Raw genomic sequence first — 14,521 nt, forward strand, 5'->3', positions numbered from 1 at the left:
TCACTGCCGAAGGCGGGGCCCGAACCATCCCCACGTCCTTCGCATAGTCGTCCTGGAAGCGAGATCCCGATGAGCCTGACGGGCACGCCCTTCCTCCTCACCTCGGTCGTGCTGCTGATCGTCGCCGTCGTGGTGCCGCTCGCCCTATGGGGCCGAATAGCCGGGCCGGCCCTGGTGCGCGGCCTGGCCCGGCTGCTGATGCTGCTGTTCGCCCAGGTCACGGCCATCACCCTGGTCTTCGTCCTGGTCAACAACTCCAACAACCTCTACGACACCTGGGGCGATCTGCTCGGCACCGACAGCCATGTCGCGGTCGCCAAGGACCTCGGTCCCGACGGCATGGGCGGCAAGCAGATCAAGAACGAGCCCAAGCAGCTCCAGCAGTTCCGCCCCGGCGACGACCCGCGGATGGGTGCGGGCGTGCAGATGACCGACCTGGAGGGCCGCATCTCGGGCGTGCGGGGCGAGGTGTACGTCTGGCTGCCGCCGCAGTACAACGACCCCGCCTACAAGAACACCAGGTTCCCGGTGGTCGAGCTGCTGCCCGGCTACCCCGGCTCGTCGAAGGCCTGGTTCGGGTCCCTGCACGTCGCCGAGCAGCTCCGGCCGCTGATGCAGCGCGGCCAGATCAAGCCGTTCATCCTGGTCGCGCCCCGCACCAACCTCCTCACCGGCGCCGACACCGGCTGCGTCAACATCCCCGGCAAGGTCAACGCCGACAGCTGGCTGACCGTCGACGTCCGCAAGATGGTCATCGACAACTTCCGGGTGGGCGACAGGCCCGACTCCTGGGCCCTGGCCGGCTACTCGGCGGGCGCCCACTGCGCCACCAAGCTCGCCCTGTCCCACCCGGACCGCTACCGCGCCGCGGTCGCCCTGTCCGGCTACAACGACCCGGCCCTCGAACCGGACTCCCTGGCCGGCAAGGACCCCCAGCTGCGGATCTCGTCGAACCCGATCCACATCCTGAAGTCCGCGAACGCCGCCGGCCGGCCGCCCCGTACGGCGCTGTACGTCTCGGGCGCCGCGGGCGACGGCTACCAGGCGGGCATCGGCCTGCGCCAGCTGGCGAAGCCGCCGACCACGGTGACCGTGCAGCAGATCTCGGCGAACGCGGGCGGCCACACCACGGCGGTCTGGCGCGAGCAGGTGCCGCAGGTCTTCCGGTGGCTGGGCACACAGCTGAAGCCCTGACCCCTCCACCGGAGTCCCCGCGCCGGCCCGGCGGCCCTACGCCGGCCGGGTGGCCCCCGCGAACGGCATCTGGTCGATCGGCGCGATACGTACCGGGGCGCCCGGATGGGGCGCGTGGATCATCTTGCCGTCGCCGATGTACAGGCCCACATGGCTGATGCCGGTGTAGAAGAACACCAGGTCGCCGGGGGCGAGTTGGGAGCGGTCGATGCGGGGGCCGGAGTTGATCTGGGTGTAGGTGGTGCGGGGCAGCGAGACGCCGCCGGACTCCCAGGCGGCCTGGGTCAGGCCCGAGCAGTCGTAGGCGGAGGGCCCCGTGGCGCCCCAGACGTACGGTTTGCCGAGGGCGGAGTAGGCGAAGGAAACGGCGCGCGCCGCCCGGGAGTCGGGGGCCAGCGCGGCCGCCGAGGCCGCTGCGGCCGCCGAGCCGGCCGGGATCCCGCCGAGCAGGCCGTCACCGCGGCCCGTTCCCCGGTCCGCGCGGGCGCCGCCCCGGGAGCCGTCCGCGCCCGCCATCCGGCGCCGCTGCTCCGCGGTCAGCCGGTCCAGCAGCTGCTCGGCGGCGTCCAGTTTGCGGACGATGGTGACCCGGTGCTTCTTCACTCCGGCCTCGGTGGACACCAGCCGCTGCGCGGTGTCCTCGGCCCGCTGACGGACCTGCCGCACGCTGCCGAGCCGACGCGCGTATCCGGCCACCGCGGCCGCCTGATGACTGCCCGCGCGCTCCAGCACGGCGGCGCCGTCCAGATAGCGCTGCGGGTCCTCGGACAGCAGCAGCGAAACGGTCGGGTCCATGCCGCCCGCGCGGTACTGGGACGCGGCCACGGCGCCCAGTTCCGCGCGGGCCGTGTTCAGCTTCCCGGTCCGGCGGGCGGCCTCGTCCTGCAGTCTGCTCAGCTCCTCGCGTGCGGTGTCGGCGGCTTCCTTGGCGCCGTTGTAGCTCTGTGTGGCCACCTCTGCCTCCTGGTACAGCGCGTCGACCCGGTCCTTGACCTGGTCGGGGGTGGGGGAGGGGGCCGCCTGGCCGGTGCCGTCGAAGGCGGTGGCGGTGGCGGCGCCCGCGAGGGCGAGGGTGGCGGCCGTACGGACGGTGCGCGCGCTGCGCGAACCGCCCGTGAGCGCGGCGAGCGGATGCTGCCTGGGCTTGCGGTGCGAGGCCACGGTGGCCGTCACTTCCTTCCCTTCGGGCCGAGGGCGCGGCGGCGGTCGGCAACGGGGGAGCCGACCGCCGCCGCACCTCTCGGCGGGGCGGCCGACGGAACACCGGCACGGAGGCCGGTGATGGCGGGATGTCGGCCGCCTGGAGGAGGACGCTAAGCCTGAGCGTCACGGGGGTGAGTCCGGTTGGCTGGCATTGCTCGCTTTCGACCGCGGCGGGTGCGCGGTTGACCGCACCGCCGCCGCCTGCACACCGGGACCGGTCTGCCGTGACCGAAGCGGCGATTGCGGACGCCCTGCCGGAAAGACCGTGCTATACGGCGGCTACGATCCAGCACTATGGACGTAGTAATCAATGTCTTCGTCGGCCTGCACATCATCGGCATCGCCTCCCTGCTGGGCGGCTTTCTGACCCAGATGAAGGCGATGGGTGCGGGCACCGCCCGCTTCGTGCCGGCCATGCTGCACGGCGCGCTGACGATGCTGGTCACCGGCATCGTGCTGGTCGGCCTCAACCAGGCCCAGGACCACCCGGTCAACAACATCAAGATCGGCGTCAAGATGGCCGTCCTGGTGGTGATCCTGGCGCTGGTCTACGTCAAGCGGGACGAGGAGAAGGTCCCCGCGCCGCTGTTCGGCGCGGTGGGCGGGCTCACGATCGCCAACATCTTCATCGCGGTGCTCTGGACCTGACGGCGGCGCCCCTCCCCTACGGCACACCGCGCGGTCACCGTGCTCCGGAATCCGGAGCCGATGGCCGCGCGGTGGCGTGTGGGGGGTGACCCGTGGGGGGTGGCCTTGTCGAGCGCCCTGGGGCGCTTCGGGAAGGAGCGGTCCTCACAGGGAGGCGGGGCCGGCCTCAGGCCGGGCGGACGCTCCCGTAGATCGGCATGTAGTAGATCGACTCCTCGCGGACGTAGGCGCCCGGCTTGGGAGCGTGGATCATCTTGCCGCCGCCTATGTACATGCCGACGTGGCTGATGTCGTCGTAGAAGAACACCAGGTCACCGGGCTGAAGATCCTTGGTCGCCACCCGCTGGCCGACCTTGACCTGGTCCCAGGTCGTCCGCGGCAGATCGACCCCGGCCGCCTTCCACGCCGCCTGCGTCAGCCCCGAGCAGTCGTAGGAGCTGGGCCCGGTGGCGCCCCAGACGTACGGCTTGCCCATCTGGGTGCGGGCGAACGCCAGGGCCTTCTCCGCCTTGGTGGCGTACGAGTCCCCGGTGGAGCCGCCGTCGCTGGTGCCGCCGCCGGTCTGACCACCCGTCGAGTCGCCCGTCGAGCCGTCCTGCTGCCGCTGGCGCTCGGCCTCCTGCTGCCGGCGCGCCTCCTCGGCGGCCTTGCGCCGGGCCGCCTCCTCCTTCTGGCGCTCCAGCTCCGCCAGCCGCGCCTTCTCCTGTGCGGTGAGCCGCGACAGCAGCTGCCGGGCCTCGGCCAGCTTCCCCTGGACGGACTGCTTGGACTCCTTCAGCGAGGCCTGCGAGTGCTGCAGCTGCTCCAGGCTGCTGGTGGCCTTGGCCCGCTGCCGCGCCGCGGCCGCCGCCTGCTCCTGGTAGTCGGTGACCGCCTGCTTCTGCCGGCTGGTCAGCCGCTCCATCAGGTGGCTGCGGTCGACGAACTGCTGCGGGTCCTTGGCGAGCATCAGCTGCGCCGTCGGGTTCATGCCGCCGGTGCGGTACTGCGCCGAGGCGAAGGTGCCCAGTTCGCGCCGGGACTCGTTCATCCGCTGCGCGCGCTTGGCGGCGGCGTCGAGCAGACCGTCGACGGTGGCGCTCTGGTGCTCGGCGCGCTCCTTGGCGGCGTTGTACTTCTGGGTGGCCACCTCGGCCTGGTGGTAGAGGTCGTCGACCTTCTTCTTGACCTCTTCGATCGAGGGTCTGGGCGCCCTGGGGGCGGCGTCGGCGGACTGCGAGAGCAGGGTGACCGAGGCGAGCGCGGCGGTGGTGAGCCCGGCCGCCGTACGCCGGCTACCGGGCGAGATGAGAACGCTGGTGCGCGGCTTGCGATGGGACGCCAAGGCCGGCAACTCCTTCCGTGGACCGCCTACCGGGTTAGCTGTCGGGTTCGGGCGGTGTCGCTGACGGAAGGCTTGCCCTACGGTCCGTGCGGCCGCCGACGACGGCCGCTGGATCGATTCACCCCGGTGGTGCTGGTGGGTCCCCGGCTCCGGATGCCTGATGGCAGGGCCGGACTCGGCGCGGCGGCCCGTGCGGAAGCTGTCGACCGCGGGGAGGCGGGCTGCCTGAGCGAGGACGTTAGCCAATTCGTGTGGCTCCTGTGAAGGCTGATGTTCGATATGCCCGAAACCTTTTTGTGACCTGAACGCGCGGCGGGGGGTGTTGCGTCAGATGTCGGGTTCGGGGTAGTCGGCCGGCACCCGGCGGTTCCGCCTCCGGTCGCCTGACCTGCCCCGGCACGGACAATCGTGGACTCCCCGGCGCGCTGTCAGTGCGGCGGCCTAGACTCGGTGGGCGATGAGCAGCCTCTTTGACGACAGCTTTCTGGCGGACCTCGGCCCCAAGGGCGAGGAGGAGCACCCGCCGCCTCCCGAGGACGAGCACGAGCCGGTCCCGGAGGAGGTCCCCGCCGACCTCTTCGGCGGGAGGTTCGACGCGCCCTTGCACACCGAGGCGTACTACCGCGACGGCGCCGCCCGTCCGCCCGTCGACCCGGCCGCGCTGCTGGAGGGGCTCAACGACGAGCAGAAGGCCGCGGTCGTGCACGCCGGAGGCCCGCTGCTGATCGTCGCGGGCGCCGGATCCGGCAAGACCAGGGTGCTCACGCACCGCATCGCGCATCTGCTCGCCGAGCGCCATGTCCACCCCGGCCAGATCCTCGCGATCACGTTCACCAACAAGGCCGCGGGCGAGATGAAGGAGCGCGTCGAGCAGCTGGTCGGCCCGCGCGCCAACGCCATGTGGGTCTCCACCTTCCACAGCGCCTGCGTGCGCATCCTGCGCCGCGAGTCCAAGAAGCTCGGCTTCACCTCCTCCTTCTCGATCTACGACGCGGCCGATTCCAAGCGCCTGATGGCGCTGGTCTGCCGCGATCTGGACCTGGACCCCAAGCGCTTCCCGCCCAAGTCCTTCAGCGCGAAGGTCTCCAACCTCAAGAACGAGCTCATCGACGAGGAGACCTTCGCCCAGACGGCGGCCGACGGGTTCGAGAAGTCGCTGGCCGAGGCGTATGCGATGTATCAGGCGCGGCTGCGCGAGGCCAACGCCCTGGACTTCGACGACATCATCATGACGACGGTCAATCTGCTCCAGGCCTTCCCGGACGTCGCCGAGCACTACCGCCGCCGCTTCCGCCATGTGCTCGTCGACGAGTACCAGGACACCAACCACGCCCAGTACACCCTGGTGCGCGAGCTGGTCGGCCGGGGAACGGCCGACATCCCGGCCGCCGAGCTGTGCGTCGTCGGCGACGCCGACCAGTCGATCTACGCCTTCCGAGGTGCCACGATCCGCAACATCCTCCAGTTCGAGGAGGACTACCCGGACGCCACGACGATCCTGCTGGAGCAGAACTACCGCTCCAGCCAGACGATCCTGTCCGCCGCCAACGCGGTCATCGAGCGCAACGAGAACCGCCGCCCCAAGAACCTCTGGACGGACGCCGGCGCCGGCCCCGAGATCACCGGCTATGTCGCCGACACCGAGCACGACGAGGCCCAGTTCGTCTCCGACGAGATCGACCGCCTCACCGACGCCGGCGACGCCAAGGCCGGCGACGTCGCCGTCTTCTACCGCACCAACGCCCAGTCCCGAGTCTTCGAAGAGATCTTCATCCGGGTCGGTCTGCCCTACAAGGTCGTCGGCGGCGTGCGCTTCTACGAGCGCAAGGAGGTCCGCGACGTCCTGGCGTATCTGCGGGTGCTCGCCAACCCCGAGGACACCGTCCCGCTGCGCCGCATCCTCAACGTCCCCAAGCGCGGTATCGGCGAGCGCGCCGAGGCGATGATCGACGCCCTGTCCTCGCGCGAGAAGATCACCTTCCCGCAGGCGCTGCGCCGGGTCGACGAGGCGTACGGCATGGCGGCCCGCTCCGCCAACGCCGTCAAGCGCTTCAACGTCCTGATGGAGGAGCTGCGCACGATCGTCGAGTCCGGCGCGGGGCCCGCCACGATCCTGGAAGCCGTCCTGGAGCGCACGGGCTACCTCGCCGAGCTCCAGGCCTCCACCGACCCGCAGGACGAGACCCGGATCGAGAACCTCCAGGAACTCGCGGCCGTGGCCCTGGAGTTCGAGCAGGACCGCGGCGAGGCCGCGACATCGGGGGCTGCCGCCCCGGGCCCGGGCACCCTCGCCGACTTCCTGGAGCAGGTCGCGCTGGTCGCCGACTCCGACCAGATCCCGGACGAGGACGAGGAGGGCAGCGGCGTGATCACCCTCATGACGCTGCACACCGCCAAGGGCCTGGAGTTCCCGGTCGTCTTCCTGACCGGCATGGAGGACGGCGTCTTCCCGCACATGCGGGCGCTGGGCCAGACCAAGGAGCTGGAGGAGGAGCGCCGGCTGGCCTATGTCGGCATCACCCGCGCCCGCGAGCGGCTCTACGTCACCCGCTCGACGATGCGCAGCGCCTGGGGCCAGCCGTCGTACAACCCGCCCTCCCGGTTCCTGGAGGAGATCCCGGACAACTACGTGCAGTGGCGGCGGACGGGTCCGGCGACGCCTTCGGCGTCCATGGGCAACCTCTCGTCCAGGGGCGGCGGCACGGGCGGCCTCGGCGGCGGCATCGGCGCCACGCTCTCGTCGGCCCGCTCGAAGGGCCCGAGCGGCTTCGCGACCCGGCGCACCAAGGACCGCGAGGTGGTCTCGCTGGCCGTCGGCGACCGCGTCACCCACGACAGCTTCGGGCTCGGCACGGTCGTCGGCGTCAAGGGCAGCGGCGACAACGCCGAGGCGACCATCGACTTCGGCGGCGAGAAGCCCAAGCGGCTGCTGCTGCGGTACGCGCCCGTCGAGAAGCTGTAGGCGGTCGGGACGGGGGCCGGCGCAGGACGGGGAAGCGGGCGCCGGCCCGACGCTGCGGGAACGGCACGCCTGACGTTGCAGGAACGGTACGCCGGGGGTCAGTTCGGGTCGAGCCCGTGGCTGCGCAGCCACGGCAGCGGGTCGATCGCCGAGCCTCCGCCGGGCCGCACCTCGAAGTGCAGATGCGGTCCCGTCGAGTTGCCGGAGTTGCCCGAATAGGCGATCTGGTCGCCGGCCTTGATCGACCCGGAGCGGATCTTGGTGCTGCTCAGATGGCAGTACCAGGTCTCCGTGCCGTCGGGCGAGGTCACGATCGCCATGTTCCCGTAGGCGGAGTTCCACTGGGTGCGGACGGTGCCGTCGGTGGCGGACAGGACCGGGGTGCCGTAGTCGACCGGGAAGTCGATGCCGGTGTGGACGGACATCCAGTTCACCCCGGCCTGGCCGAAGAGCGCGCTCAGCCCGTGCTGGCTGACCGGCAGCACGAACTTGGGCCGCATCGCCTCCTTGCGGGCCGCCTCCTCCGCCTTGCGCTTGCGCTCCAGCGCCTGGCGCTCCTTGAGGTCGATCCGCTCCTGGGTGCGGCTGGCCCGGTCGCGGAAGTCGTCCGCGCCGGCGCTGAGCCCGGCGAGCTGGGTGTCGAGCTTCTTGTTGGCCGCGGAGGGCTTGACCGCCCCCGGGTCGACCGGCCCGGCCTGGTTGGTGGTGTCGTTCTTGTCGTCCCCGCCGATACCGGCGACGGACGCGGCCGCCACACCGCACACTCCCATGGCGGCGACGGACGGAACGGCGACGGTCAGCAGCGCCGACCGTTTGGCCGGACGTCGCCGGCCCCGGCCGCGGACGGCCTTCCCGGCCGGCGGTCCGGTGACCCGGCGCCCGACGGGGGCGGGGTCCGCGGGGGTCACCGGCATCGCCTGCGTCATGGCGTCCGCCACGGCGGCGGCCTCGTCGGAGGCGGCGCCGCCGTCGTCGAAGCCGCCGTCATCGTCGGAGCGGTCGTCGTGCAGTGTGCCCGCTTCCCAAGTGGCGGTCTCCCACTGGTCGGTGTCGCCCGGCGGCGGACCGGCCTGTGCGGGGATCCCGGCGATCAGTTGCGGGTCGGCCGCCGGCCAGATCGCCGTGGCCTCGTAGCTCGCGGTCTCGAAGCCGGAGGTGTCGAAGGCCGAGGCCTCGAAGGCCGCGGTCTCCTCGACCGCGGTGGCCTGCCGGCCGATGGTGTCGTAGCCACCGGCCGTCTCATATGCGCCCGTTGTCTCGTATGCCCCGGTTGATACCGCGGTCGGATAACTGCCGGTGTCGTACGCGCCGGTGTCGTACGCGCCGGTGGCGTGGGTGCCGGTGTCGTATCCGCCGTGCCCGTAGGAGGTGGCCTCATAGGCGGCCGCCTCGTAGGTGCCGGAGTCGTGCGCCGCGGCGTAGGCGGTCGCGCCCGGCGCCAGGGTGTCGTACGCGGTGTGCGCATACGGGTCGTAGCCGGCGGCCGTGCCGGTCTCGTAGGCGCCGGTGTCCCACTGCGTCGAGGCGAAGCCGCCGGTGTCGTAGATGCCGGTGGCGTACCCGTCGCCCGTGGCCGTCGGGTAGGACCCCGTGTCGTACGCGCCGGTGTCGTAGCTGCCCGTGCCGTAGGCGCCGGCGCCGTACGTGCCGGTGTCGTAGCTGCCGGTGTCGTAGGAACCGCCGCCGTGCGTCCCGGTGTCGTAGGCGACGGTGCCATAGGCGCCGGTCGCATAGGAGCCGGTGTCGTACGTCCCGGTGTCGTAGGAGCCGGGGAGCGAGCCGAAGAGGGGGTCGCCGTCGCCGTAACCGGCCTCGGAGTGCTGCTGCCCGTAGGCGTCGTAGGCGGGATAGTGCGCATACGAGGCGTCGGAAGCAGAGCCGGTCGGAAGCGGACCTTCCGATGGGTGACGGTCGTTCACCAACTTCTCTTTCGCCTCGGCAGCAGGAGAATTAGCGGCGACTGTACCCGGCGGTACACGACGGCGACAATCTTCCACGGGTTCCCGACTCGGCAAGACCGGGCATTTGGCCGCCTTTCGGCAGCCCGCATGCGACTTCTTGGCGCCCCGTTCGACGGGTGTTCGACTCCGCGTCACGTCGGGGGAAGCGGTCAGGCCACCGAAACGGCGTCCGCGCCCCCCTCCTCGACCGCCTCGGCGGCGCTCAGCGCCTCACGTATTCCGGCGGCGACGGCGCCGTTGACCGGTAGCGCGAGATGTCCGACCCCCACGACGCGCACATTCTGCGCGCTCAAATCCGGATGATCGATTCTGGCGGTCGCGGCCGGCACCATCACCTGGTCCTCCTCGCTCCAGAAAGCCACCCACCGCGTCCGGCAACGCGGCGCCGGAAGCGACAACTCCGCCATCACCTCGGAATCGGGGCGCATCTGCCGGACGAGCGGGTGCGCCGACATCAGGGGCGCGACGCGGGTGCCGGAGTGCGGCGTGCCGAGCGTGACGAGCATGCGGACGCGGGCGTCGCCGCCGAGCCGCTGCACGTAATAGCGGGCGATGAGCCCGCCGAGGCTGTGGCCCACCACGTCCACCCGGCGGTGGCCGGTCCGCGCGCACACCTCCTCCACATGGCGGCCCAGCAGCTCGGCGGCCCGGCGCAGGTCGCAGGTCAGCGGGGAGTAGTTGAGCGCCTCGACATGGCGCCAGCCGTGACGCAGCAGTGAGCGGCGCAGCAGCACGAAGACCGAGCGGTTGTCGATGAAGCCGTGCAGCAGCAGGACCGGCGGACGGGCCCGGCCCTCGGTCGGCAACAGCACGGGGGCGTCCGCGGCGGTGGATCGGGGTACCGGGCGCTCCCGGGGGATGCCGGTCGGATAGAGGAGGAGATGGCCGGCGAGGACCGCCAGCTCCACGACCGTGCTGCGGGCCAGCAGGCGCGCGGAGCGCGCAGGGAGCAGACGCGCGCACCGCAGGGGTGCGCGGACGGCGCGCGCGATCAGAAGGGGTGCGGAAAACAAGGGCAGGACCTGCATGGCCGACCTCCCGAACGGCATGCGGGAGGCGCCTTCGTCCCCCGTATGCCCTCGCGGGAAGCCGTGAGCGGCGAAGACGAGCATGCGGCGTACTCGCCCTGATGCGCGCCCCGTGGCGCGGTGGCCCGGCTGCGGCTCCCCGGGCGCCCGGCCCGCGCGCACCGCACCACATGGCCGTGGCGTGACGACACGCGGAACGCGGCGCGTAGCGAACGTGTCCCACGTGTGATTTCCCCCTCCCCGGATGTCACGAAACAGCCGGGTAAGCGATGCTGGGGATAACGTTCGTTCACGCTCGTGGCCGCCGGATCGCGGTCGCGCGATCGATTGTCGGCTCGGCGGCACCACAGTGCCGTGCATGGCTTGGAGGCAGTGATGAGTGTGGCTCGGCAGGACGGGGCGCAAGCGGGGAGCCAGGGCGCGGCAGGCAGGTCGGGGCCGATCCGCGTGGTGGTGGCCAAGCCGGGCCTGGACGGGCACGACCGCGGAGCCAAGGTCATCGCGCGAGCGCTGCGCGACGCCGGTATGGAGGTGATCTACACCGGGCTGCACCAGACCCCGGAGCAGATCGTCGACACCGCCATCCAGGAGGACGCCGACGCGATCGGGCTGTCCATCCTCTCCGGCGCGCACAACACCCTCTTCGCGAAGGTCATCGAACTCCTCCAGGAGCGCGACGCGGCGGACATCAAGGTCTTCGGCGGCGGCATCATCCCCGAGGCGGACATCCCCCCGCTCAAGGCGCAGGGCGTCGCGGAGATCTTCACCCCGGGCGCGACGACCGCCTCCATCGTGGAGTGGGTGAACGCCAACGTGCGCTCGCTGGCGGTCTGAGGCGCGGCCGAGCACGGCGGGAAGACGGCCGGCGGCCGGGGCGCGGACGATCACGGCGCGCCCCGGCCGTCGTCGCCCGGGGACGGCGGCGGGGCCAGCTCGGTACGCATCGTGGCCCGCAGCCGCAGCGTGCCGACCAGCCGCAAGAACGCCTCGGACCAGTAGCCGCCGGAGCCCGGCGAGGCGCCCTCCGGCTCGTCCGTGACCGCGGTGAGCATGTCGAGCCGGTCCGCCGCGGCCGGGTCCAGGCAGCGCTCGGCCAGGCCCATCACCCCGCTGAAGCTCCAGGGGTAGCTCCCCGCGTCCCGGGCGATGTCCAGGGCGTCGACGACGGCCCGGCCCAGCGGCTCGGCCCAGGGGACCGCGCACACCCCCAGCATCCGGAAGGCGTCCGACAGGCCGTGGGTGGCGATGAACTCCGCCACCCACCGGGCCCGTTCCTCCGCCGGCAGCACGGTGAGCAGCTTGGTCAGATCCCGCGACGAGCCGGTCGGGGCGACCTCGGCGGCCTGGGCCGGCGCGGCCGGCGCGCCCAGCAGCGCCCGCGCCCACTCGGCGTCGCGCTGGCGCACGGCGGCGCGGCACCAGGCGTCGTGCAGCTCGGTCCGCCAGTCGTCGGCCACCGGGAGCGCGACGATCGCCACCGGGTCGCGTCCCTCGAACCGCGCCCGCCACCCCTCCAACGGCGCCGCCTCCACCAACTGGCCCAGCCACCAGGCCCGTTCGCCCCGCCCGGAGGGCGGCGTGGGCGCGACGCCGTCCCGCAGCATCCCCGCATCGCACTCGTGCGGCGCCTCCACGGCGATCACCGCCGCGCCGGCCGTGCGGTCCAGCCCGACGCAGGTACGGGCGCGCCGCGCCATACGGGCCGCGAGCGCGGAACCGGGCAGCGCGGAGAGCAGTTCGGCGGCCGTGGCGCGCACATTGCGGCTGCGGTCGGACAGCGCCTCCTCGAGGAAGGGCTCGTCGGGCGCCGACAGGCCCTCGCGCAGTGAGTCGAGGAACATCAGGCGGTCCTCGGCCCGCTCCGTCGCCCATGTCGTGCGCAGCAGGTCCAGGCCCTCCCGCGGGTCGCGGCGGCGCAGCGCCGTCAGCAGGGCGACCCGCTCGGCGAACAGGCCCTCCTCCCAGCGCCGTCGCACTCCCTCGGCGCCGTCGTCCCCCGGCGGCGCGGCCGGGCCCCCGATCCCGCGGAGCGCGAACCGCCAGGCGTCGTTGAGCCGCGCCAGCCACAGGGCCCGCGGTCCCGCCAGGGCGAGCGCGGCGGGCCGCAGGTCCGTACGGGCCCGGGCGGCGTCGAGCAGCGCGGGCAGCAGCGCGTCGGGCGCGCGGTAGCCGTAGCCTTCGGCGGCGGCCAGCCACTGGGGCAGCAACTCGGTGAGATCGGGCGCCGTGCCGCGGCGGCTGCCGCCGCCCGCGCCGCCGCGGTCCGCGAGCAGCAGCGACAGCCTGCGGCGCGCGGCGGGCGGCAGCGGGGGCCGCGGATCGGCCGGGGCCGGGGCGGGCCGCTCACCGGCCGGTGCGGGGCGCAGCGCGGCGCGCCGGCGCACCGTGCTCACCGCGGCCGCGTCCAGCAGCGCGGCCGCGGCGCCCTGCCCGGCCCGCACCGCCACCGGCGGCCGGCGCCGCTCGGTCCCGAGCAGCGCCGCGCTGACCAGATCGGGCCAGGGCGCCGGGGCGGTCGCGGTGGGCGCGGGAGCCGAGGGCCGGGCGGACCCGGCGGGCGGGCCGACGACGGTCGCCTCGGCGGGGTCAGGGCTGGTGGTGGTCGTCATGCCCTTCCTCCAGGCATCGGTGGTGGACGGGGGGTACGGACGGACGGGTGCCACAACGGGCGCGGCCGGCGCGGCCGCGGGCCGGCGTCACAGTGCCACCGGGGTGGGGTCCCAGGCCGTCAGCGGCAGGAAGCCGCGGTGGCCGCATTCGCCGAAGACCGTGACCGGCGCGCCGCCCGATATGGCGGTCAGCTGCCACAGGCCCGTACGGCCCAGGAACCGCGGGTCCAGCGGGAGCGCCGACTCCCCGTCCGCGTCGGCCAGTTGCCAGCCCTCGCCGTCGCGGCCCGGAACCGGCGTGACATCGGCCAGCACCACCGGCCAGGAATCCAGCCAGGGGTCGTCGCGCAGCGCATCGCCGTACGCGGCCAGCGCGGCGTCGATACCGCTGCCCGGCGGCACCGGCCCCGGCGCCGCCGGAGCGTGCCGCTCGCCCAGGGCGACGCGCAGCGGACGGGCGCTCGGGTAGTAGGCCAGGTCCGCGTCGAGCACCAGGCCCGGCGGCAAGGTCACCTCCAGGGGGCGGCCCGCACCGCCGAAGGACAGATGCAGCGCCATCCGGCCGGTCCGCTCGCCCCGCAGATAGACGCGGCGGGTGGTCAACGCGCCGTCCTCGCCGTCCTGCTGGGCGAGCACCAGCCAGCGGTCCCGCACCGTCGCCGCCTCGGGGCCGGTCAGCACCTCGGCCGCCTCCGTGGTCAGCCCGACGCGCGAACGGACCGTCGCCGCGAGCGGGGCGGGCAACCGCTCGATGCCGAGGAAGCCCTGGTCGAGGAGGTGCACCAGCGCGCACTCCTCCAGCAGCCGGGCCGGCCAGCCGGGCCCGGACCCGATCAACGAACCCAACTCGCGCACCCGCGCGGCGAGTCCGGGCGCCTGGGCGTCGACCATGCGCGCGGCGGTCTCCTCCCAGGACCCGCCCCCCGAGCCGGAGGCGCCCCCCTCGCCGGAGGCCAGACCGGACTGCACGAGATCCTCCAGCCGCTGCTCCAACTCCGTGGCCCCCGAGGTGATCCGCCGCATCCGGCGCTCCGCCCGCCGCCGGGCGGCCTCCGCGTCGGCGGGCGCGCGCGACGCCGCGCCACCGCCCGGCGCCGCACCCTCCGTCCGCCCGGCGCGCTCGCGGCGTCCGGCCAGCCACTCCCGCACCCACTGCGGCGGCTCCCCGGCCGCCACCGCCCCCTCCTCGCCCGCCCAGAGCAGCAGCAGCCCCAACGCGTGCTTGCACGGAAACTTCCGGCTCGGGCAACTGCAGCTGAAGGCAGCGCCCTTGATGTCCACGACCGCTCGATAAGGCTGCTTTCCGCCGCCCTTGCACAGCCCCCACACCGCACTCCCGTCCGCGCCCGTCTCCGACCACGGCCCGGCCGCCGCGAGCCTGCCGCCGGCCCTGCCCGATGCCTCGTCAGATGCCAGCGAGAGCACCTGATCCGTCGTCCAGCGTTCCCCCTGCGGATTCATGTCTTCGACGCTACGACGCACCACTGACAATCGCCGCCGCGCACGCTGAAGCGGCGGCGAACCCGCAGGTCAGAGGCCGTTTTCGAAGGCGTTGTCAGTGGCGTGGTGCAGGCTGGAACTCCGCAGGCGGC

The 14,521-nt window shown here is 73.1% G+C and carries 10 protein-coding genes and 1 riboswitch; of the genes, 4 read left to right on the forward strand and 6 right to left on the reverse strand.

The features are described 5' to 3' along the window. Positions 1-69: 69 nt before the first annotated feature. Positions 70-1,194 (forward strand): alpha/beta hydrolase, encoded by a 1,125-nt coding sequence (locus WAB15_RS25270; RefSeq protein ID WP_407287642.1) that lies wholly within the window; start codon positions 70-72, stop codon positions 1,192-1,194. A 36-nt stretch (positions 1,195-1,230) separates the two neighbouring features. On the opposite strand, the gene WAB15_RS25275 is transcribed toward WAB15_RS25270, so the two are convergent. Continuing rightward, positions 1,231-2,367, reverse strand: a complete 1,137-nt coding sequence (locus WAB15_RS25275; protein WP_399148223.1) for an NlpC/P60 family protein — start codon at positions 2,365-2,367, stop codon at positions 1,231-1,233. Positions 2,368-2,691: 324 nt separating this feature from the next. Between WAB15_RS25275 and WAB15_RS25280 the strand changes: the two genes are divergently transcribed. After that, positions 2,692-3,045: a hypothetical protein gene (locus WAB15_RS25280; RefSeq protein ID WP_393487322.1), complete on the forward strand. Its 354-nt coding sequence runs from the start codon at positions 2,692-2,694 to the stop codon at positions 3,043-3,045. 166 nt (positions 3,046-3,211) lie between these two features. On the opposite strand, the gene WAB15_RS25285 is transcribed toward WAB15_RS25280, so the two are convergent. After that, on the reverse strand, positions 3,212-4,369 hold the full coding sequence (locus WAB15_RS25285; RefSeq protein ID WP_407287643.1) for an NlpC/P60 family protein: 1,158 nt from the start codon (positions 4,367-4,369) through the stop codon (positions 3,212-3,214). 7 nt (positions 4,370-4,376) lie between these two features. Continuing rightward, a riboswitch (cyclic di-AMP (ydaO/yuaA leader) is annotated at positions 4,377-4,545 on the reverse strand. A 281-nt stretch (positions 4,546-4,826) separates the two neighbouring features. Between WAB15_RS25285 and pcrA the strand changes: the two genes are divergently transcribed. Then, complete coding sequence (gene pcrA / locus WAB15_RS25290) at positions 4,827-7,331, forward strand: DNA helicase PcrA (RefSeq protein WP_399148225.1); 2,505 nt, start codon at positions 4,827-4,829, stop codon at positions 7,329-7,331. A 98-nt stretch (positions 7,332-7,429) separates the two neighbouring features. Here the strand turns inward: pcrA and WAB15_RS25295 are convergent, their stop codons facing one another. Continuing rightward, positions 7,430-9,250: a M23 family metallopeptidase gene (locus WAB15_RS25295; RefSeq protein ID WP_407287644.1), complete on the reverse strand. Its 1,821-nt coding sequence runs from the start codon at positions 9,248-9,250 to the stop codon at positions 7,430-7,432. A gap of 191 nt (positions 9,251-9,441) precedes the next feature. Then, a complete protein-coding gene (locus WAB15_RS25300; protein ID WP_399148227.1) occupies positions 9,442-10,320 on the reverse strand; it encodes an esterase/lipase family protein in 879 nt (292 codons plus the stop codon). A 375-nt stretch (positions 10,321-10,695) separates the two neighbouring features. Between WAB15_RS25300 and WAB15_RS25305 the strand changes: the two genes are divergently transcribed. After that, positions 10,696-11,154 (forward strand): cobalamin B12-binding domain-containing protein, encoded by a 459-nt coding sequence (locus WAB15_RS25305; protein WP_384487115.1) that lies wholly within the window; start codon positions 10,696-10,698, stop codon positions 11,152-11,154. Positions 11,155-11,204: 50 nt separating this feature from the next. Here the strand turns inward: WAB15_RS25305 and WAB15_RS25310 are convergent, their stop codons facing one another. Further along, positions 11,205-12,929, reverse strand: coding sequence for a DUF5691 domain-containing protein (locus tag WAB15_RS25310; RefSeq protein WP_407287645.1), 1,725 nt, complete (start codon positions 12,927-12,929; stop codon positions 11,205-11,207). Positions 12,930-13,016: 87 nt separating this feature from the next. After that, positions 13,017-14,390, reverse strand: a complete 1,374-nt coding sequence (locus WAB15_RS25315) for an SWIM zinc finger family protein (protein ID WP_407287646.1) — start codon at positions 14,388-14,390, stop codon at positions 13,017-13,019. Positions 14,391-14,521: the final 131 nt, after the last annotated feature.

The sequence above is a fragment of the Streptomyces sirii genome (genome assembly GCF_045690365.1).
Classification (GTDB): Bacteria; Actinomycetota; Actinomycetes; order Streptomycetales; family Streptomycetaceae; genus Streptomyces; species Streptomyces sirii.